This is a genomic window from Pseudomonas sp. NPDC086566 (genome assembly GCF_050280885.1).
In the GTDB taxonomy this organism is placed as follows: Bacteria; Pseudomonadota; Gammaproteobacteria; order Pseudomonadales; family Pseudomonadaceae; genus Aquipseudomonas; species Aquipseudomonas vlassakiae.
Genome location: NZ_JBNNWD010000007.1, coordinates 315,009 through 335,494 on the forward strand (window position 1 = coordinate 315,009; position 20,486 = coordinate 335,494).

10 protein-coding genes are annotated in these 20,486 nt (G+C 63.3%); 5 read left to right on the forward strand and 5 right to left on the reverse strand.

Translation table 11 applies throughout. The features are described from left to right. The first annotated feature begins 52 nt into the window (after positions 1-52). Both ACQKPS_RS18520 and ACQKPS_RS18525 read left to right on the forward strand, forming a co-directional pair. Positions 53-1,618 (forward strand): methyl-accepting chemotaxis protein, encoded by a 1,566-nt coding sequence (locus tag ACQKPS_RS18520; protein WP_427605300.1) that lies wholly within the window; start codon positions 53-55, stop codon positions 1,616-1,618. A gap of 72 nt (positions 1,619-1,690) precedes the next feature. Next, positions 1,691-2,284, forward strand: a complete 594-nt coding sequence (locus ACQKPS_RS18525; protein WP_283723698.1) for a DTW domain-containing protein — start codon at positions 1,691-1,693, stop codon at positions 2,282-2,284. Positions 2,285-2,355: 71 nt separating this feature from the next. On the opposite strand, the gene ACQKPS_RS18530 is transcribed toward ACQKPS_RS18525, so the two are convergent. The 3 genes from ACQKPS_RS18530 to ACQKPS_RS18540 form a co-directional block, all read right to left on the reverse strand. Further along, positions 2,356-3,708 (reverse strand): HlyD family type I secretion periplasmic adaptor subunit, encoded by a 1,353-nt coding sequence (locus ACQKPS_RS18530; RefSeq protein ID WP_283723699.1) that lies wholly within the window; start codon positions 3,706-3,708, stop codon positions 2,356-2,358. Between the two features lie 9 nt (positions 3,709-3,717). After that, complete coding sequence (locus ACQKPS_RS18535; RefSeq protein WP_427605316.1) at positions 3,718-5,853, reverse strand: type I secretion system permease/ATPase; 2,136 nt, start codon at positions 5,851-5,853, stop codon at positions 3,718-3,720. A gap of 76 nt (positions 5,854-5,929) precedes the next feature. Continuing rightward, positions 5,930-7,303: a TolC family outer membrane protein gene (locus ACQKPS_RS18540; RefSeq protein WP_254484087.1), complete on the reverse strand. Its 1,374-nt coding sequence runs from the start codon at positions 7,301-7,303 to the stop codon at positions 5,930-5,932. 468 nt (positions 7,304-7,771) lie between these two features. Here ACQKPS_RS18540 and ACQKPS_RS18545 point away from each other — a divergent pair, with 468 nt between their 5' ends. Further along, the gene (locus ACQKPS_RS18545) at positions 7,772-16,390 is read left to right on the forward strand and encodes a retention module-containing protein (RefSeq protein ID WP_427605301.1); all 8,619 of its coding nucleotides are present in this window, start codon (positions 7,772-7,774) and stop codon (positions 16,388-16,390) included. 138 nt (positions 16,391-16,528) lie between these two features. On the opposite strand, the gene ACQKPS_RS18550 is transcribed toward ACQKPS_RS18545, so the two are convergent. Further along, positions 16,529-16,894, reverse strand: coding sequence for a YbaN family protein (locus ACQKPS_RS18550; RefSeq protein WP_254484091.1), 366 nt, complete (start codon positions 16,892-16,894; stop codon positions 16,529-16,531). A gap of 7 nt (positions 16,895-16,901) precedes the next feature. Then, positions 16,902-17,489 (reverse strand): YecA family protein, encoded by a 588-nt coding sequence (locus ACQKPS_RS18555; protein ID WP_254484093.1) that lies wholly within the window; start codon positions 17,487-17,489, stop codon positions 16,902-16,904. A 245-nt stretch (positions 17,490-17,734) separates the two neighbouring features. Between ACQKPS_RS18555 and recQ the strand changes: the two genes are divergently transcribed. Both recQ and ACQKPS_RS18565 read left to right on the forward strand, forming a co-directional pair. After that, positions 17,735-19,879 carry a DNA helicase RecQ gene (recQ, locus tag ACQKPS_RS18560; protein ID WP_254484095.1) on the forward strand — a complete coding sequence of 715 codons (2,145 nt, stop codon included), beginning with the start codon at positions 17,735-17,737 and terminating at the stop codon, positions 19,877-19,879. A gap of 138 nt (positions 19,880-20,017) precedes the next feature. Beyond that, positions 20,018-20,455, forward strand: coding sequence for a MarR family transcriptional regulator (locus tag ACQKPS_RS18565; protein WP_054886967.1), 438 nt, complete (start codon positions 20,018-20,020; stop codon positions 20,453-20,455). The last annotated feature ends 31 nt before the right edge of the window (positions 20,456-20,486 follow it).

Below are 20,486 nucleotides of genomic sequence, written 5' to 3' on the forward strand. Positions count from 1 at the left end.
AGATATTTAGTTGCGCTGCCCCCTCAATACCCCCTTCGAAGGACCGTTCAAGATGCGCATGAACTTGCCCGTCACTGAGCACGAAAGAACCTTTCCCCAGGAGCAGCGCCTGATCTCCACCACGGACCTCAATAGCCGCATCACCTACTGCAATGACGCCTTCGTCGCGATCAGCGGTTTTACCTACGACGAACTGGTCGGCCAGACGCACAACCTGGTGCGTCACCCTGACATGCCTCCCGCCGTGTTCGGCCATATGTGGGAGACCATCAAGCAGGGCAAACCCTGGATGGGGGTGGTCAAGAACCGCGCCAAGAACGGCGATCACTATTGGGTCAGCGCCTATGTCACGGCGATTTACGAGAATGGCCGCATCAGTGGCTACGAGTCGGTGCGTTCGGTACCGACCCGCGAGCAGATCCGCCGTGCCGAAGCCCTGTACGCGCGGCTGCGCGCGGGCAAGTCGCCGGCGCCCTGGGCAGCCCGGTTGGCGCGTGGCGTGGCCCATGGCGGGCCGTTGATCGGCGCCGGCCTGCTGTCGGCTGCCGGCTACCTCTGGCTGCCGCCTTATCTGGCGCTGGGCGTGCTGATGACCAGCTTGCTGGTGGCCTGGTACCTGATCGAACGCCAGCAAGACCAGACGATCCGCCGCACGCTTGCTGAGCACCCGAAGGCGTTCACCAGCCCCCTGGTGGCCCTGACCTACAGTGACAACCGTGGCCTGCTGGGCCAGCTCGACCTTGCCATCATCAGCGAAGAAGCGCGCCTGCAAACCGCGCTGACTCGCCTGGTGGATGCCGGCGTGGGGGTCAAGTCGCGGGCCGCTCAGTCGGCCGACCTGTCCGATGCCCAGGCGCAGATGCTCGACCGCCAGCGCAGCGAGACCGACCAGTCGGCCACGGCCATCGCGCAGATGGCCGCGACCATCCAGGAGGTCACCCACAACGTGCAAAGCACGGCTCATGCTGCCGGTGACGCCGACCAGCTGGCCCAGCACGGCAGCGAGCTGGCGCAGCAGAGCCTGAAGGCCATGGGCAGCATGAACGAGGCGGTCAGTGATATCGGTCAGGCGGTCAATGCCCTGGCCGAGCAGACCCAGTCGATCGGCAGTGTGGTCGATGTGATCACCTCGATTGCCGAGCAGACCAACCTGCTGGCGCTCAACGCCGCGATCGAGGCGGCACGCGCCGGGGAGCAGGGCCGGGGCTTTGCCGTGGTCGCCGACGAGGTGCGTTCGCTGGCCCAGCGCACACGCGCTTCCACCGACGAAATCCATCAGATCATCGCCTCGCTGCGTGCTGGCGCCGAGCGCGCAGTGAGCACTGCCAGCCGCGGCGAGCAGATCTCGCGGGACAGTGTGCAAAGTGTCGAGGCGGTGCAAACGGCGTTGGCCGGCATTGCCCAGGCGGTCAGCCGCATTACCGGCATGAGCCAGCAGATGGCCACGGCGTCGGAGCAGCAGAGCCATGTGGCCGAGGATATCAACCAACAGATCGTGCGCATTGCCCAACTGTGCGACCAGTCGGCAGGGCAGGCCAAACAGGGGGCCGAGATCAGCCAGGACCTGGAACGGATGGCCGAGTACCTGCATAGCCTGGCAGAGCGGTTCAACCGCTGAAGGCTTTGGGGCCCGCGAAGCGGGCCCAAATTTCCAGCCTGTGGCAAAATCCCTCCGCCAACGGAGAACCCCATGCCCAGACCCCGCTGCGAACGCTGCCAGCGCCCGCTCGCCCATTGCCTTTGCCCACTGATCCCCAGCCTCGAAAGCCGCACCCGCGTGGTCCTGCTGCAGCACCCCAGTGAAACCGCTCACGCGCTGAACACCGCCCGCCTGGCCGCCCTGGGCCTGGTCAATGCCGAACTGCGGGTCGGCGAAGTGTTCACTGACCTTGCCGAATTGTTGGCCACCCCAGGTTATCGGCCTGTGCTGCTGTTCCCGGGCGAACAGGCGCATGCGCTGACGGTCTACGACGAAACGGACGGCAGGCCATTGATGCTGATCGTCCCCGACGGTACCTGGCGCAAGGCACGCAAGCTGCTGTACCTGAATCCGCTGCTGGAAGCGTTGCCCAAGGTGACGTTGGCCGAGGTGGCGCCATCTCGCTACCGCCTGCGCAAGGCACCGGAGCCGGGGGCTGTGTCGACTATCGAGGCGGTGGTGCAGGCGTTGAACGTGCTGGAACAACCCGTGAATTTCGATGACCTGTTGCGGCCGTTCGAAGTGTTGATCGAAGGGCAGATCAAAGCCATGGGCGCCGAGACATTTGCTCGCAATCATGGGTGAAGGTTGGGGTCATGCTTTTCTTGTGCCGGCCTCTTCGCGGATAAACCCGCGAAGAGGCCGGCACAGCAGAATCACCTTTCCCGCAGCGCCTCGGTCCGAGCCTTGAGCACCGGCTTGAGCAAATAATCCAGCACACTCTTCTGCCCTGTGATGATATCCACCGTGGCCACCATTCCGGGAATGATCAGCAGCGGCTTGTTGTCCCCGCCCAGGTGGTTCTTCTCGGTCCTCACCTGGATCAGGTAGAACGCATTGCCCTTGTCATCGGTGACGGTGTCGGCGCTGATCAGCTCCAGCCTGGCCTTGAGCCCTCCGTAGATGGTGTAGTCGTAGGCACTGAACTTGACCATTGCCGGTTGCCCCGGGTGCAGAAAGGCCACGTCTTGCGGGCGCACCTTGGCCTCGATCAGCAGGTTGTCCTCGATCGGCACAATCTCCACCAGGTCGCTGCCCGGCTGCACCACGCCGCCGATGGTGTTCACCTTGAGCAGCTTGACGATGCCGCGCACTGGCGAGACCACGGTTGTGCGGTTGACCCGGTCGTCGATGGCGATGCTGGTGGCGGTGATCTTGGAAAGCTCGGTGCGCTTGTCATTCAGCTCCTTGGCTGCGTCCGAGCGGAAGCTCGCATCAGACTCCTCGATCTTGCTCTTGATCTCGGCGATCGCTGCCTCGGCGCGGGGGATGGCCAGGCTGGTGGCATTGAGCTGGCCGCGGGCTTCCACGGTGCGTTGCTTGAGGCGCAGGATCTCCACCGGCGAGATGGCGCCTTTGCTCACCAGCGGCGCGGACATGTCCGTCTCCTGCTGCAGCAGTGCCACGGCCGAGCGGTACTGATCGACCTTGGAGCGGAACTCGGCGAGCTCCTGGTTCTTCTGCCGCAGCTGTTCGTTGAGGGTCTGTTTTTCACTGGCCAGGCGCCGCTGGCGCGAACCGTACAGGGCCATCTCGTCTTCGGCGACCTGCGGCGCCTTGGCGCGTACTTCGTCCGAGAGCACGAACGGGCGGCCCTCGGCTTCCGCCGACAGGCGCTCGACCTGGGCGGTCAGGGCATAACGGTCAGCCTCGCTTTCACCTTTGTTGGATTTGAAGCGGGTGTCGTCCAGGCGCAGCAAGGTGGCGCCTTTCTCGACCATCTGCCCTTCGCGCACGAAGATCTCGGTCACGATTCCGCCTTCGAGGTTCTGCACCACCTGCACCTTGCTCGACGGGATGGCCTTGCCTTCGCCCACCGTCACTTCGTCGAGCACCGCCAGGCTGGCCCAGACCAGCGCCACCAGCAACAGCGCGGCGGCCAGCCACACGGTCAGGCGCGACAGCCGTGGCGAATCCTGCAGGGTGGCGCCGGCCAGTTCCGGCATGTAGTCGTGCTCGGCCCGTTTGTCGTAGCCATGGCGGCTGCGGATGTTGTGCATGAGAGGCATGGTGAACTCCTACAGGGCCGAGCCGATACGACCCTTGCGCAGAGCGTCGACAACCGCATCCTTCGGCCCGTCGGCGACGATCTTGCCGTTGTCCAGCACCACCAGCCGGTCCACCAGGCTGAGCATCGCGGTGCGGTGTGTGACCAGCAGCACGGTTTTGCCCGGCACCCAGCCCAGCAGGCGCTGGCGCAGTTGCTCTTCGCTGCTGTTGTCCATGTGGCTGGTGGGCTCGTCGAGGATCAGGATCGGCGGTTCCAGCAGCAGCGCGCGAGCCAGCAGCACAGCCTGGCGCTGGCCGCCGGAGAGCAACTGGCCGCGCTCGCCTACCGGGCGGTCGAAACCGCTGGGGTGTTGCCGGGCCAGCTCGCTGACGCCCGTCAGTTCGGCCACTTCGAGCATGCGCGCATCGCTGATGTGGCGTGCGCCGAGGGTCAGGTTGTCGCGCAGGCTGCCAGCCAGCAGTGACAGGTCGTGGGCCACGTAGCCGATCTGGCTGCGCAGGTCGGCGATGTCCAGCTGGCGCAGGTCGAGGTTGTCCAGCAGCACCTGGCCTTCGTCGGGGTGATGGAAGCCCATCAGCAGGCGCCCGAGGGTGCTCTTGCCCGAGCCGCTGCGGCCGATGATGCCGATGCGCTCGCCGGGCGAGATGGTCAGGTTCACATCGTGCAGGGCCTGGCTGACCTGCCCAGGGTAACGGAAGGTGATGTGGCTCAGCGCCAGGCCGCCCTTGAGCGTGGTGTGCTCCAAGGCCTGCTGGTCGAGCTGGCGCTCCTGGGGCAGGGCCATCAGTGCGTCGGTACTGCGCATGGTCAGCTGCGCCTGTTGGTAGCGGGTGATCAGCCTGGCGATCTGGCCGAGCGGGGCGAGGACGCGGCTACCGAGCATGTAGCTCGCGACCAGGGCGCCAACGCTGAGGTTGCCGGCGATGATGCTGTAGACGCCGGCGACGATGGTGGCCATGCCGCAGAACTGCTGGATGAACAGTGTGCCGTTGCTGGCCAGCGATGACAGGTTGCGGGCGTGGGCGTCGAGGCGGGCGATGGCTGCGTTGGTGTGCTCCCACTGGTACTGGCGTTCGCTTTCGGCGCCGCAGGCCTTGAGGGTTTCCAGGCCACCCAGGGTTTCGATCAATAGCGCCTGGCGCACCGCGCCCAGGCTCAGGCTTTTTTGCACGGTGTCGCGCAGGCGGGCCTGGATGACCAGGGCAAAGCCCACGGCCAGCGGGAAAGCGATCAGCGGGATGAGCACCAACCAGCCACCTAGCAGGCCGATTACCAGCAGCATCAGCGCCACGAAGGGCAGGTCGATAATGCTGGTCAGGGTGACCGCAGTGAGGAATTCACGCAGGCCCTGGAAGTCATGGATGCTCTGGGCGAAACCACCGATGGTGGCGGGCTTGGCCTTCATCGCCATGCCGGTGATGCGCTCGAACAATGTAGCGGAGAGGATCAGGTCGGTCTTCTTGCCGGCCTGGTCCAGCAAGTGGGCGCGGACCATGCGCAGCACCAGCTCGAAGGCGGTGCCGATGAACAGGCCAGCGACCAGCATCCACAAGGTCGACAGCGCCTGGTTGGGAACCACGCGGTCGTAGGTCTGCATCACGAACAGCGGCACCATCAGGCCGAGCAGGTTGATCAGCAGGCTGGCCAGCAGGGCGTCGCCATACAGCCAACGGGAATGGTGCAGCGTGTCGCGGAACCAGGCGTTGACCCGCGGCAACAGCGGTGAGCGCACGTCTTCGAGGGTATGCCGTGGGCGGGCGAACAGGGCGTGGCCGCTGTAGGCCTGCTGCAGTGCTTCGCGCTCGACCCATTGCTCGCCGCCTTCAGCTTCGCAGGGCAGGATCAGCGCGCGGCCGTCATCGCCCCAGCGCTGCAACACCGCGCTGCGGCCATTGTCGAGCAACAGCAGCACCGGCAGGTTGAGCGCCGAGATGTCATCCAGCGCCCGCGCCAGCACCCGCGCTTGCAGCCCGGCACGCGCCGCAGCCCGCGGCAACAAGTCCGCGCCCAGACGTTGCCGGGCCAATGGCAGGCCGCTGCACAGGCTGGCGCGGCTGGCGGGGCGGCCGTGCAGCCGGCAGAGGATCAGCAGGCCATCGAGCAGTGGGTCATCGACATCCGGGCGCGGTTGCGCACTTTGCATACTGGTCACGATGGCCTACTCCCGCCAGGGTGGATGGTTTTGCTGTGCAGGCGATCCGTGCCAGTGCGGGCGAGGCTCAGCGCATGTCGGGCAATCTGGCTTCGGTCCGGACGTCGTTGTTGGCGATCGCCTCAGGTGGTAACGAAATGCGTTGTTTGCTGAGCAGTTCACCCATGGTCGCCAGTACCCGGTACATCGAATACTCTTCGGTATAACGCACCTCGGTGTAACGGCGGCTGGCGTTGTACAGTTCGTTTTCGCTGTCGAGCACGTCGAGCAGGGTGCGCTGGCCCAGGCCGAACTGGTCCTGATAGGCAGCGCGCACGCGCTGAGTGGTCTCGGCGTATTCGCGTGCGGTCGGGGTCTGCTTGCGGGCGTTGTTCATCGCGTTCCAGGACAACCTGAGGTTTTCGGTCAGCTCGCGCAGGGCATTGTTGCGGATGTCCAGGGCCTGGTTGATCTTGTGCGCGTCAGATTGCAGCCGGGCTTTGTCACTGCCGCCACGGAACAGGTTGTAACTGAGCTCGACGCCGGCCTGCCAGTCATTGTTGCTGTGGCCTCGCTCGCCGCCGATGTTGTTGTTGGCACCGGTGGCCAGCACCGCATCAAGACGCGGGTAGAACGGCGACTTGGCCACTTCGTATTGCTGTTCTGCGGCATTGACGTCGGCCTGGGCCGACTTGAGGTAAGGGTTGTTCTGGCGCATGGCTTCGCGTGCTTCGTCCAGGGTGCCTGGCACATCAATCTTGATCGAGCGCGGCCCTTCCAGTTCGTCTGGCGCTCGGCCGACCACACTGAAGAAGTTGGCTTCGGCATCGGCGAGGTCGACTTCGGCGGTGTCCAGGTTGTTTTCTGCCAGGGCGCGACGGGCGCGGGACTGGTCGAGGTCGGCGGTGCTACCGACACCCCGTTCGCTGCGCAGGCCGATCTGGTCGTTGACGCGCAAATGCGCCTGCAGGTTGTTCTTGGCCAGGTCCACAAGCTCTCGGCGCTTGAGCACTTCCAGGTACACCTCCACGGCGCGCAGGGCGACATCCTGGGCGATGGCCTGGGTGTAGTAGGCGCGAGAGGTCGCCACCGCCTCGGTGCGGCCCACTTCATTGGCGGTATTGAAGCCGTCGAAGATCATTTGCCGCAGGCGCAGTTCCGACTGTGTGTAGTTGAGGGTTTCCTTGTTGTGGTTGGTCGTGCCGTCCGGGTTGATACCACGAGTGTTGAGGTTGTCCGAGCGCTGACGCCCATAACCTGCCACCAGATCCACGGTCGGGTAGTAACCACCGCGGGCAAATTTGACATCCTCATCGGCCGAAAGCTTGCTGTTGCGATTGGAGCTGATCTGCGGGTGGTAATCCACGGCACTCTGGATGGCTTCGTTGAGGGACATCGCCTCGACGTTGGTGCATGCCATGGCTACCAAAATTGCGCTGGCGAGGGGGGTTAAAACGCGCATGGGGCTACTTCTCCCTGGTCACAAAAATTTCCTGCTTTTCGCCAAAAAAATGACGAAATTTATTATCCAAACCGTTTCATGTTTGTAACAACAGAGCTAAGAACATTTAACGGGCGATCTAAGAAGATTTTTTCATAACGACTATGCGAAAAAAAACTTATGCGGTCTATCCAAAGCAAGACATTGTTTCATCCAAGTGAATTCGCGAGTCGTTACAGAGCGCGAGTTACAAGCACTGGAGCAAGTTCCATATTTTTTGCAGCTAAGGACGGAGAGGGGTTAGGTGATAGCAGTATTTGGCGACAAAAAATTGGCATAAATTGATGGCCAACTTACATTATTACTATCGCCAAAGTAGTGCCTGAGAGGACGATTCTTGCTGTCGAGCGGTTTCGTACTCCATGCCTGCACCTGCCTGCGCAATGTCATTGGCTGATGTAGCCCACCAGTAAGGGGAGGCGTGCGCTCATGGCTAAGTATGTCGGTATGGTCAGCAAGGTGATTGGCCAGGTATTCGCAGTCGCCAGCGATGGAAGTCGGCGCCCCTTGATCGAAGGTGACCGCCTGTTCGTGGGCGAGCAGCTGGAGACGGGGGCTGTGGGGGCCGTGGCGGTGCGCCTGCAGAACGGTGCCGAGTTGACCCTGGGCCGCGACAGCAGCGTGGAGATGACATCGGACCTGCTCGCCAACCGGGCTCATCATGCACCGGCCCACGACGTAGCGCCGAGCGACGCACAATTGAGTGATGTGGAGCGTATCCAGCAGGCGATTGCCGCAGGCGACGACCCGACCCAGAGCGCCGAGGCGACCGCCGCCGGCTCAGGCAGCCCTAGTGTCTCCGGGGCGCTGGGAGGTGGTCACAGTTTCGTCATACTTGAGGAAGTCGGCGCCCGTGTCGATCCCGTGGTGGGCTTCCCGACGGCAGGTTTCAATGGTTTTCCTGAGCTTGCCAACCGCGAAGTGGGCGGCCTCGATTCTGGCAATGGCAGTACGCTCAACGGTCGGCCAGTGGGAGGTGACAACGGCAATGGCGGCACGGGACCTACGGAGCCGACCATCCCGACAGTAGACGAAAATCATCCTGTCACCTTGCTGGGGTTGAACATCGCCCCGGGTGAACTGAGCCTGAACGAGGCGAATCTGCCACTGGGTTCTGCCAGTGATGCGGTGGCATTGACCCAACAGGGCCGCTTTACCGTGGTGGCTCAGGATGGCGTGTTCAACCTCAGTGTCGGCGGCATCAATGTGGTGACGGGCGGTGTGGTGAGCGGCGTTGGACAGTCGATCACCACCGGGCTAGGTAACATCCTGACGATTACCGCCTACAACCCTCACACTGGCGAGGTAAGTTACAGCTACACACTCACTGCCTCCGGACAACATATCGAAAACGATGGGACCAAGTCGCTGACCGAGCATTTACAGGTGCTCGTCAGTGACAGTGACGGTGATGTCGCCCAAGGCTCGCTCGATGTGATCATCCATGATGATGCGCCGCAGGCGTTCGATGACGGAAACGCGGTGACGGCCACCGAGCAGCACGTCGAGCTGACCGGGAACGTGCTGAGCAACGATGTCCAGGGCGCCGACCGTGTGGCTGGCGGGCCAGTGATTGCCGGTACTTACACCGGCACCTACGGTACGCTGGTCCTGGCCGCAGACGGTTCCTACACCTACTCGCTCAACCCCAATGCCCCGGACTTCAAGAACCTGGGCGGTGGCGGCAATGGCGTGGAGCACTTCACCTATACGATCAAGGACGCCGACGGCGATACCAGCACGGCGACCCTGACGCTGAACGTCAGCAACCTCAACGACCCGGTGACCCTCAATGGCCTGGACGTGCAGAACGGCGAGCTGACCGTCTACGAGAAGAACCTGAGCGACGGCACCGCACCGGACGCGAACGCACTGACCCAGCAAGGCACTTTCAAGGTCACAGCAGCGGATGGCCTGCAAAGTCTGACCGTGGGCGGTATTGCCGTGGTCACTGGAGGAGTGGCCGCGGGCTTCCCGCAATCGGTGGTCACGCCGGAAGGCAACACCCTGACCATTACCGGCTACAACCCGACTACCGGGGTAGTGAGCTACAGCTACACCCTGACCGACAACGGAAACCACCCGGACGGAGCGGGCACCAACAGCATCAGCGAGCATTTCGACGTGGTCGCCAAGGATGTCGATGGCAGCACCGCCACCGGTAGCCTGGATGTGAGCATCGTCGATGACGTACCGAAAGCGGTGGACGACAGCAACGTGGTGATGGCCACCGAGCAGCATGTTGAGCTGACCGGTAACGTGCTGACCAACGATGCACAAGGCGCCGACCGTGTGGCTGGCGGGCCAGTGATTGCCGGTACTTACACCGGCACCTACGGTACGCTGGTCCTGGCCGCAGACGGTTCCTACACCTACACGCTCAACCCCGACGCCCCGGACTTCAAGAACCTGGGCGGTGGCGGCGAGGGCGTGGAGCACTTCACCTACACGATCAAGGACGCCGACGGCGATACCAGTACGGCGACCCTGACGCTGAACATCAGCAACCTCAACGACCCGGTGACCCTCGACGGGATGGACGTGCAGAACGGCGAGCTGACTGTCTACGAGAAGAACCTGAGCGACGGTACCTCGCCAGACGCGAATGCGCTGACCCAGCAAGGCACTTTCAAGGTCACAGCAGCGGATGGCCTGCAAACCCTGACCGTCGGCGGTATCGCCGTGGTTACGGGTGGCGTGGCCACCGGCTTCCCGCAATCGGTGGTCACGCCGGAAGGCAACACCCTGACCATTACCGGCTACAACCCGACTACCGGGGTAGTGAGCTACAGCTACACCCTGACCGACAACGGCAGCCATCCCGACGGTGCCGGCACCAACAGCATCAGCGAGCATTTCGACGTGGTCGCCAAGGATGTCGATGGCAGCACCGCCACCGGTAGCCTGGATGTGAACATCGTCGATGACGTACCGAAAGCGGTGGACGACAGCAACGTAGTGACGGCCACCGAGCAGCACGGCGAGCTGACCGGGAACGTGCTGAGCAACGATATCCAGGGCGCCGACCGCGTGGCTGGAGGCCCGGTAGTCGCCGGTACTTACACCGGCACCTACGGCACGCTGGTCCTGGCTGCGGACGGCTCCTACACCTACACGCTCAACCCCGACGCCCCGGACTTCAAGAACCTGGGCGGTGGCGGCAATGGCGTGGAGCACTTCACCTACAAGATCAAGGACGCCGACGGCGACACCAGCACGGCGACCCTGACGCTGAACATCAGCAACCTCAACGACCCGGTGACCCTCGACGGGATGGACGTGCAGAACGGCGAGCTGACTGTCTACGAGAAGAACCTGAGCGACGGTACCTCGCCAGACGCGAATGCGCTGACCCAGCAAGGCACCTTCAAGGTCACTGCAGCGGATGGCCTGCAAACCCTGACCGTGGGCGGCATCGCCGTGGTTACGGGCGGCGTGGCCGTCGGCTTCCCGCAATCGGTGATCACCCCGCAAGGCAACATCCTGACCATCACCGGCTACAACCCGAGCACGGGGGTAGTGAGCTACAGCTACACCCTGACCGACAACGGAAACCACCCGGACGGAGCGGGCACCAACAGCATCAGCGAGCATTTCGACGTGGTCGCCAAGGATGTCGATGGCAGCACTGCCACCGGCAGTCTGGATGTAAACATCGTCGATGACGTGCCGCAGGCGAGTGCCGATACCACCAGTGTGGTGGAAGGCGGGACAGCCACGGGCAACGTCCTCTGGAACGACAAGCTGGGGGCGGACCAGGCGGGCACCAGCAATGTCGTGGTCGGTGCGCGCGCCGGGTCCGATACCTCGACATTGGCCATTGGCAATCTCAACACCGCGATCGTTGGCCAGTACGGCACCTTGACCATTGATGCGGCGGGTAATGCGGTTTATCACGCCAACCCGAATGCGGTGCTGCCGCAAGGCGCCAGCGATGTTTTCGTCTACACCGTTCGCGACACTGACGGTGACGAAAGCACCACGACCATCACGATCAACGTGCAGGACTGCTCGCTCGTTGCCGGGCCCGTTGGCGGGGTAATGGTCCACGAGAGTGCCCTGGATACTCATCAGGATGGCAACGACCTGGCCGCCGGCAGTGTCACCGGCAGCGACCCGAACTCGACCCGTGAAACCGCGTCTGGCAGCTTGGCAGGCTCTGCCAGCGGCGGTGTCGGTGCGTTGACCTACAGCCTGGTGGGCGATGCCACCGGCCAGTACGGTCAGCTTCACCTGAACGCTGACGGCAGCTACACCTACACCCTGACCACACCGGCCAACTCGCCGACTCACGCCAATGACGGCCCAAACAGCGTCACCGAGACTTTCACCTACCAGGTGAAAGACTCGGTCGGCAATTCGACTACCAGCACCCTCGTCATCACCATCGTCGACGATGTGCCGCAAGCCCACAGCGATTACACAAGTGTGTACAAGGGCGACGTAGTGCGCGGCAATGTGATGTACAACGATGTGGTCGGTGCCGATGTGCGCACTGATGGCAACTATGTGGTCGGCGTGCGCGCTGGCAGCGACACATCCACCTCGGCCATCGGCCAGCTGAACACCCAGGTAAATGGCCAGTACGGCTACCTGACCATCGATGAAAAAGGCAACGCGGTCTACCACTCCAACCCGGACGTGGTGTCGCCGCGGGATGCCGTCGACACCTTCGTCTACACCATTCGTGATGCCGACGGTGACGAAAGCACCACCACGATCACCATCAACGTGCACAACTCGCTGATGGCGTGTGCGGACCGCGATGTCACGGTGTACGAAAACGCCCTGGACCTGCATAAGGATGGCAACGACCTCGCCGCGGGAAGTGTCACCGGCAGCGACCCGAACTCGACTCGTGAAACCGCGTCTGGCAGCTTGGCAGGCTCTGCCAGCGGCGGTGTCGGTGCGTTGACCTACAGCCTGGTGGGCGATGCCACCGGCCAGTACGGCCAGCTTCACCTGAACGCTGACGGCAGCTACACCTACACCCTGACCTCACCAGCCAACTCGCCGACCCACGCCAATGACGGCCCCAACACCGTCACCGAAACCTTCACCTATCAGGTGAAAGACTCGGTCGGCAATTCGACCACCAGCACCATCCTCATCACCATCGTCGACGATGTGCCGCAAGCCCACAGCGATTACACCAGTGTGTACAAGGGCGACGAGGTGCGCGGCAATGTAATGTACAACGATGTGGTCGGGGCCGATGTGCGTGGCGACGGCAACTACGTGGTTGGCGTGCGCGCCGGTAGTGACACCAGCACCTCGGCCATCGGCCAGCTGAACACCCAGGTAAATGGCCAGTACGGCTACCTGACCATCGATGAAAAAGGCAATGCGGTCTACCACTCCAATCCGGACGTGGTGTCGCCGCGGGATGCCGTCGACACCTTCGTCTACACCATTCGCGATGCCGACGGTGACGAAAGCACCACCACGATCACCATCAATGTGCATGACCCCCGCATCGAAGTGTGCATGGACAGTGGCGTCACGGTGTTCGAAAAAGCGCTGGACTTGAGTAAAGACGGCAGCGACCTCGCCGCAGGTACCGTTACCGGCAGCAACCCGACATCGCCCCTTGAAACAGCATCGGGCAGCTTGGTCGGCTTGGCCAGTGGCGGCATAGGCGCCTTGTCCTACAGCCTGGTGGGTAATGCGGTCGGCCAGTACGGTCAGATACAGCTCAATGCCGACGGTAGCTACACCTATACCCTGACGTCCCCGGCCAACTCACCGACGCATGCCAACGACGGCGCCAATACCGTGACGGAGTCCTTTACCTATCAGGTCCAGGACGCCTATGGCCATTCGGCCACCAGCACCATCGTCATCTCCATCGTCGACGACGTGCCCCAAGCCCATTGCGATTTCGTCAGCGTGTACAAGGGTGACGAAGTGCGCGGCAATGTGATGTACAACGACGTGGTCGGGGCCGATGTGCGCAGTGATGGCAACTACGTGGTCGGCATCCGCGCAGGCAACGACACCAGTACCTCGGCCATCGGCCAGCTGAACACCCAGGTCAATGGCCAGTATGGCTACCTGACCATCGACGAGAAGGGCAATGCGGTCTATCACTCCAACCCGGACGTGGTGTCGCCGCGGGATGCGGTCGACACCTTCGTCTACACCATTCGCGATGCCGACGGTGACGAAAGCACCACGACCCTGACCATCAACGTGCACGACGCTACGCTCGTGGCGTGCGGGGACCGTGATGTCACGGTTTACGAAAAAGCCCTCGACCTGCACAAGGATGGCAACGACCTGGCGGCAGGCACCAGCACGGGCAGCGATCCGGCATCGAGCGGCGAAACGGCATCCGGCTCGCTGGTCGGGTCGGTTTCCAGAGGCGTGGGGGCGCTGACCTACAGCCTGGTGGGCAACGCTGTCGGCCAGTACGGGCAGATCAGCGTCAACCCTGACGGCAGCTACACCTACACGCTGACTTCGCCCGCCAATACCCCAGGTGCCGATTCGGCGGTCGACCACTTCACCTACAAGGCCACCGACTCGCTGGGCCATAGCATCACCGGCAACATCGCCATCACCGTTGTCGACGATGTGCCCAATGCGGTCTGCGCCGAACGCAGCATCACACCGGGCAAGCTGGATTCCAACATCCTGTTGCTGATCGATGTGTCCGGCAGCATGGATTGTGCTTCCGGCATACCCGGCCTGACTCGCCTGGACGCGGCGAAACACGCCATCGCTGCGCTGCTCGACAAGTACGACGGGATGGGCGACATCAAGGTGCAGATCGTCACCTTCAGTGGAGGGGCGCAGATCCAGTCGGCGGAGTGGGTCAGCATCGAGGTCGCCAAGTCGATCGTCAGCGGCTTGCATGCTGGCGGTTCGACCTACTACGACAGCGCCGCCACCGCCGCCCAGACGGCCTTCGACCAGAATGGCAAGCTGGCCGGTGCACAGAATGTCAGTTACTTCTTCTCCGATGGCGAGCCCAGCTCCGGGCATGCCATGACCGCCTCCCGCGAAACCAGCTGGGAGACGTTCCTCGACAGCCATGGCATCAAGTCCTACGCCATTGGTCTGGGTCAGGACGTCAACGCGGGCAACCTGGACCCGTTGGCTTATGACGGCAGCAGCCATACCGATACCAACGCAGTGATCGTCAACGACTTCAACCAGCTTTATGGCGTGCTGTCGGGTACCGTGCAGGGTTCGCCGATTACCGGCAGCCTGCTCAGTGACGGCACCTTCGGTGCCGATGGCGGCTTCATCAAGGCACTGCTGGTGGACGGCACCACCTACACCTATGACCCGAAAGCGAACGCAGGGCAGGGCGGTTACCTGGCCAGCGGTGGCGCCGACCACGCCAGCTTCGACACCCAGGCCAACACGCTCACCATCAAGACCAGCCTGGGCGGCAGCCTGGTGGTGAACATGGACAGCGGCGAGTTCACCTATGCGCCACCCACTGTCAATGACAGCAGCCCGCCCGAGCGTATCGGCTTCATGGTCAGCGACAATGACGGCGATACCAGCACCGCCGACCTGCTGATAATGATCAATGGCAACCATGCGCCGGTGGCGGTGGCTGACCATGTCATCACCAACATCACCGGTGCCAGCATCACCCTGCCGTCCGAAGTGCTGCTGGCCAATGACAGTGATGCCGACAACGACCGCCTGAGTGCCACGCCGATCACCGTCGACACCCACTTTGCCGACAAGGGAGCGGGGTTCACCCTCGGCAATACCGTCCCGAACATCACATTCGATGGTCAGGGCAATACGCTCGACAACCAGTTCAAGGCCCTGGACCGCAGTGCATTCACCACTGCCGCTGGCAGCATGACCGCGGCGCTCGTGGTGCTCGGCTACCTCGGCAGTATCAACGGCAGCAGTGCCAACAGCGAGGATGTGATCACCGTCAGCCTGCGCAAGGGCGAAACCCTGCAGCTGGGCCATGACCGCCCCGAAGGCAACGTGAGCCTGGAGTGGAAGGATGCCAATGGCAGCTACCAACCCATCGCCGATGGCGGCAGCTTCACTGCCAGCCATGACGGTGTGTACAGCATCCATGTGGTCAATCAGGCCAACCCGTCGGACAGCAGCAGGGATGCCGAGAGCTACAAGCTGAGCCTGGTGGTCGACTACAGCAATGCCGAGAACGAAGTGCATCAGGCCAGTTACACGGTCACCGATGGCCATGGCGGCAGTACGGTGGGTGCGGTGGATATCACCTACCACGCCGGCACTGAGCTGAACGGAACGGCAGGCAATGATGTAATGATGGCAAGCAACGTCGACACCGTTCTCAACGGTGGTGACGGCCATGATGTGCTGGTGGGTGGTGGGGGTAATGACACGCTGCACGGTGGCAATGGCAATGACCTGCTGATCGGCGGCCTTGGCAACGACCTGCTCGATGGCGGGGCGGGCAACGACACCGCCAGCTATGCCTCGGCCACCGGCGCGGTGACGGTCGACCTGAGCCATATCGGCCCGCAGGATACCGGTGCTGCCGGCATCGATACCTTGACCGGCATCGAGAACCTGATCGGCTCCGACTACAACGACACCCTGATCGGTGATGCCGGCGACAATCTGCTCAACGGCGGCCTGGGCAATGATGTGCTCAAGGGCGGCGATGGCAATGACATCCTCATCGGCGGGCCAGGCAACGACATCATGACCGGGGGTAACGGCAACGACGCCTTCGTCTGGCAGAAGGGCGACACTGGGCATGACACGGTGACCGACTTCACCCCGGGCAGCGACCACCTGGACCTGTCGCAACTGCTGCAGGGTGAGAATGCCACGGCGGCCTCGCTGGATGACTACCTGCACTTCAAGGTCAGCGGCAGCGGTACCAACGTGGTCTCGACCATCGAAGTGAGCAGTGTGGCAGGGGCGGCGCCGACCCAGACCATCGACCTGGCAGGGGTCGACCTGGCCCAGCATTACGGGGTGACGGCAGGGGCGGGCGGAGTGGTTTCGGCGGGGCAGGATACTGCGACCATCATCAACGGGATGATCAATGATCATTCGTTGAAGGTGGATACAGTGTAATTGCTCGCCCTCTTTGGCCTGTGCCGGCCTCTTCGCGGCTAAAGCCGCTCCCACCAGGGTCAATGCTGCCTGAGGGCAGTGAAGTACCTGTAGGAGCGGCTTTAGCCGCGAAGAGGCCGGAACAGGCGATAGCAGGGCTCAGCCCGGCCGGCGCAAGGTCTTTTGCTTGAGGATATACAGGCTCACCAGCACCGCACTGGTGAGCATGAACACCCTGGCCCAGAACAGCGGCACCAGGTAGCAGGACAGGCCGATGCTCGCCCACATCAGGCCGATGGCGTAGACTTTGCCCTTGAGCGGTATGCCTTCGCCACTCAGGTAGTCACGGATCCACGGCCCCAGCTTGGGGTGGTTGACCAGCCAGTCGTGAAAGCGCGGCGAGCTGCGGGCGAAGCAGGCCGCCGCCAGCAGCAGGAACGGGGTGGTGGGCAACACCGGCAGGAAGATCCCCAGCACCCCCAGCGCAACACTGAGCCAGCCGACGGCCAGCAGCAGGTAGCGCACGGCCGACTCAGTGGTGGCGTGGCTTGAGCAGCGCCGGCTTTTCGTCTGGAGCGTGCAGCAGCAGGAACAGCGCGCTCAGCGCTTCCGGGATTTGCACGATCATGTCGTCCTGCAGGTTGGCATTGCTGGCGATGTCGGCGAACTCGGGCTGTTCGTCGAACAGGCCGGAACCGACCATGATCGGCAGCAGCATCTCGCTGACTTCTTCCTCGGCATCCTCGAACCAGGCCTCTTCACGCAGGAACACGCCCTCCATGAAGCCGATGCACCAGCCGCGCAGGTCGGAATCATCCGGCTCGTCGGTCAGGTCCAGGTCGCAGGGCAGGTCGAATTCCTCGTCGCTGGCCAGCTGGCGGGCGATGTGGGCTTTGAGGGCCACCAGCGTCGCTTCGATCTCGGTGCGCTGGGCTTCGCTGGCGTAATGGGGTTCTTCGGCAAACAGCGCGTCGATCCATTCACGCTCGGGGACTTCCTCGGAGCAGATCGACAGCGCGGTCAGGTAGCCGTGTGCGGCGACGTAGTCCAGCGCTTCTTCGTGCAGCTCATCGGCGTCGAGGAAGGCTTGCAGGCGGGTCAGTTGCTCGGCGAAGGACATTACAGGGCTACCTTGGGGAATAAACGATAGTGAATTCTAGCACCTTGCGGCGGCAGCGGGGCAAAGGGAACGTCTGTCACCGGGCATCCTGTGCAGGCCGTCACTACGGTATACTCCGCCGTTTTTCATCCAGGGCCGGGTTTCCCCGGCCATCTGGCAAAAGCCGCTTACGCTTTTGGCGTGTGCGGAGCGGGTTTATCGTCCAGCCTGTGTCCAGGATGGTACGGCGATTTGTGGAGTTGCACATGCTCGAACAGGCTCAGCGCGTTCTCAAGGATATCTTCGGTTACGACAGTTTCCGTGGGCGCCAGGCAGCGATCATCGAATGCGTGGCCAATGGCGGCGATGCCTTGGTGCTGATGCCTACCGGTGGCGGCAAGTCCCTGTGCTTCCAGGTGCCGGGTTTGTTGCGCCCGGGCCTGACGGTGGTGGTGTCGCCGCTGATCGCGCTGATGGACGACCAGGTCGCCACCCTCGACGAACTCGGTGTCGCCGCCGCAGCGCTCAATTCCACCCTGAGCCCGGAGCAGCAGCGTGACCTGGCCGGGCGCCTGCGCCGGGGCGAAGTGAAGATGCTCTACCTGGCGCCGGAGCGCCTGGTGCAGCCGCGCATGCTCGACTTCCTGCGCGGCCTCGACATTTCGCTGTTCGCCATCGATGAAGCCCACTGCGTCTCACAATGGGGCCATGACTTCCGCCCGGAATACCTGCAGCTCGGGCAACTGGCCGAACTGTTCCCCCATGTGCCGCGCATCGCCCTGACCGCCACCGCCGACATGCGGACCCGCGAGGAAATCGTCCAGCGCCTTCACCTGCAGGGTGCCGAGCGCTTCCTGTCGAGCTTCGACCGGCCGAACATCTTCTACCGCATCGTGCCCAAGGAGGCGCCACGCAAGCAGTTGATGGCCTTCCTCGGCGAGCGGCGCGGCAACGCCGGCATCGTCTACTGCCTGTCGCGCAAGAAGGTCGATGAAACCGCAGCGTTCCTCTGCGAGCAGGGTTTCCCGGCGTTGCCCTACCACGCCGGCCTTGCCGCCGAGACGCGTGCTGCCAACCAGCACCGCTTCCTCAACGAGGAAGGGCTGATCATGGTCGCCACCATTGCCTTCGGCATGGGTATCGACAAGCCCAACGTACGCTTCGTTGCCCACCTCGACTTGCCCAAGTCGCTCGAGGCCTATTACCAGGAAACCGGCCGCGCCGGCCGCGACGGCTTGCCATCGGATGCCTGGATGGCCTACGGCCTGCAGGACATGGTGATGCTCAAGCAGATGCTGCAGAACTCCGAGGGTGACGAGCGCCACAAGCGCATCGAGCAGCACAAGCTCGACGCCATGCTGGCCCTGTGCGAAGAAACCCGCTGCCGCCGCCAGGCACTGCTGGCCTATTTCGACGAAACCCTCGAACACCCCTGTGGCCACTGCGACAACTGTGTCGACCAGGTGCAGACCTGGGACGCCACCGAGCCGGCCCGCCAGGCGTTGTCGGCCGTGTTCCGCACTGGCCAGCGCTACGGCGTCGGCCATCTGGTCGACGTGTTGCTGGGCAAGGACACCGAGAAAGTACGCAACTTTGGCCATGAGAAGCTTTCGGTGTTCGGCGTCGGCAAGGGCCTGGCCGAAGCCGAATGGCGTTCGCTGTTCCGTCAGCTGGTGGCACGCGGCCTGGTCGACATCGACCTGGATGGCTACGGTGGCTTGCGCCTGTCCGACAGCTGCCGGCCGCTGCTGCGTGGCGAGGTGAACCTGCAACTGCGCCGCGACCTCAAGCCACAGACCGTGGCCAAGACGTCCACCAGCGGCGGCAGCCCGGCCAGCCAGCTGGTGCGCACCGAAGAGCGCGAACTGTGGGAGGCGCTGCGCGCCCTGCGGCGCAAGCTGGCCGAAGAGCACAGCGTGCCACCCTACGTCATCTTCCCCGATTCCACCCTGCTGGAAATGCTCCGCAGCCAGCCGACCAGCCTCAGCGACATGGCACAGGTCAGCGGCGTCGGTGCGCGCAAGCTGGAGCGCTATGGCCAGGCCTTCCTCGAAGTGCTCAACGGCGCCGGGGGCACCGAAGAGGCGCCGAAGGTGGTGCTCGACCTGCGCCACGAACTGGTCAGCCTGGCCCGCGCCGGCATGACCCCGGCACAGATCGCCGGGCAGCTCAACTGCAGCGAGAAGAATGTCTACAGCCTGCTGGCCGAGGCCCTTGGCCGCCAGGAGCTGAGCCTGGAGCAGGCGCTGGACTTGCCGGAAGACCTGATGATGGAGGTGCAGGACGCCTTCCTCGACGGCGAGGGCGAGCTGCCGCCAGTATCGGCAATTGCCCCGTTGTTCGGCGCACGGGTACCAGAAGGCGTCCTGTATTGCGTGCGTGCGGCACTGGCAGCGGAGTTCGAGCTTTGATGGGCGGCATTTCAGTCAACTGCTGATGTTTGTCATCCTTTTTGACGATTATCGGAGGTTTCCGCAGCGGGCAGCCTTGCCTGATGCTCCGGAGCATGGTTAGCTGACTAATAATTAGTTCTAGTCTATGAGTTGCTTATGCCCCTGACCGACAACCAACACCGCTTCGGCATGCAGCTGGCGCAGATGTCCCGCGGCTGGCGTGCCGAGCTGGACCGCCGCCTGGCCGGGCTCAACCTGTCCCAGGCACGCTGGCTGGTGTTGTTGCACCTCGCTCGCTTCGAACAAGCGCCTACCCAGCGTGAGTTGGCGCAGAGCGTGGGTGTCGAAGGCCCGACCCTGGCGCGGCTGCTCGACAGCCTGGAAAGCCAGGGGCTGGTACGTCGCCAGGCGGTGCTGGAGGACCGACGGGCGAAGAAGATTCTGCTGTGCCCACCGGCCAAACCGCTGATCGAGCAGATCGAGACCATCGCCAATGCCCTGCGCCTGGAGCTGTTCACGGGCGTTGATGAGGCTGATCTGGAAGTGTGCATGCGGGTGCATGCAAAGATCCTCGCCAATCTCGAGAAGTCCTGAGCCCTGCGGGGCCGCAAGGCGGCCCCGGCCA